This window comes from Pantoea sp. RIT-PI-b, from assembly GCF_001187905.1.
Lineage (GTDB): Bacteria > Pseudomonadota > Gammaproteobacteria > Enterobacterales > Enterobacteriaceae > Pantoea > Pantoea nemavictus.
In genome coordinates this window covers 1-1,294 of sequence record NZ_LGIS01000003.1, presented here as the reverse complement: position 1 = coordinate 1,294, position 1,294 = coordinate 1, and the positions used below count along the sequence as shown (strand labels likewise).

The 1,294-nt window shown below is 56.8% G+C and carries 1 protein-coding gene; it reads left to right on the top strand.

The window, feature by feature from the left end; all coding sequences use genetic code 11:
• Positions 1-82 precede the first annotated feature (82 nt).
• Complete coding sequence (locus AC790_RS00035) at positions 83-1,270, top strand: IS4 family transposase (RefSeq protein WP_049850537.1); 1,188 nt, start codon at positions 83-85, stop codon at positions 1,268-1,270.
• Positions 1,271-1,294 lie beyond the last annotated feature (24 nt).

Below are 1,294 nucleotides of genomic sequence, written 5' to 3'. Positions count from 1 at the left end.
CTGATGAATCCCCACAAAAACGAAGCAGGCACAGTGGAAAAATGATCTAATTATTGCGCCAACAAAAAATAAGATCGCCACTATGCCTGCTTCCGCATTTTGCCATAAATTTTTACGGGAATCTTTAGCCAGCACCCATCAGTATCGTCGTAACGCCCTCACTGATATGACGATTTCCCTGACCCGCGGTGCTTCCCTCAATCTGACCAGCATCGGTCGCTCTCTTGCGGGCCATTCCCGCGTTAAGCACAAAATCAAACGCGTTGACCGCCTTATGGGCAATGCCGCCCTCCATCGGGAGGTGCCCGCGCTGTCACGCGACATTATCTGCTGGCTTATCCGGGACATGAAGGAGTGCGTCATTGCCGTGGACTGGAGCGCCTGGCCAACTCAGTCCTTCAGCCTTTTGCGTGCCAGCCTGCTGGCGGACGGGCGTGCCATCCCGCTGCTGAGCCTCATCGCAGAAGGCGATAAGCTGGGAAATCCCGATCTTCAGAACCGCTTTCTGGACGAGCTGGCCGGGTGCATGGGAGACAGGAAAGTGACCATCGTCACCGATGCCGGGTTCCGCCGCGAGTGGTTTAACCGCGTTCAGTCGCACGGATGGCACTTCATCGGCCGGCTCAGGGGGAACGGCGTTCTGAAGCTGGCCGGAACGGAAGAGTGGGTAACGCCGGGCCAGCTAAAAGCCGGCACAACGCCGCGCTGTGCCGGTGCGGCCCGGCTGACGCGATATAAAAAATCACCGGCTTACGGCTACGTGCACGTACATAAGAGAGCCGCCAGAAATCGTCACGGAAAGAAAAGCCGGGGTCGTTTTTTTTACACGCGCGAAGAGGCAAACCAGAGTCGCCTGGCCCGTGAGCCGTGGGTGCTGTTTACCAGCGATGCGGAGCTGAAGCCACGGACGGTAATGAAGCTTTACAGCCGGAGAATGCAGATAGAGCAGAACTTCCGGGATGAAAAAAGCGAGCGTTACGGTATGGGGCTGAGAAGCAGCTACAGCCGAAGTGTGGAGAGGATGTCAGTGCTGAATCTGCTGTCGACGCTGTGCAGCATCGTGCTTTGGCTGATGGGCTATGCGCTTGAAAGGCAGGGGCAGCACCGGTTCTATCAGGCGAACACGGTGCAAAACCGGCGGGTGCTGTCGTATCTGACGCTGGCGAAGAACGCGATAAGGCAGGAACCGGACAGCGTGAGAGAACTGGATATTGAAGAGGCGCGGGCCGGGCTGGCCGGGAATTACAGGAATATCGTGTATGTGTATTAACAATATTCCTGGGGATCCCTCAGC

Excerpts from the sequence above, each read along its gene's own strand:
- AC790_RS00035 (WP_049850537.1), top strand. The coding sequence starts at position 83 with ATGCCTGCTTCCGCATTTTGCCATAAATTTTTACGGGAATCTTTAGCC.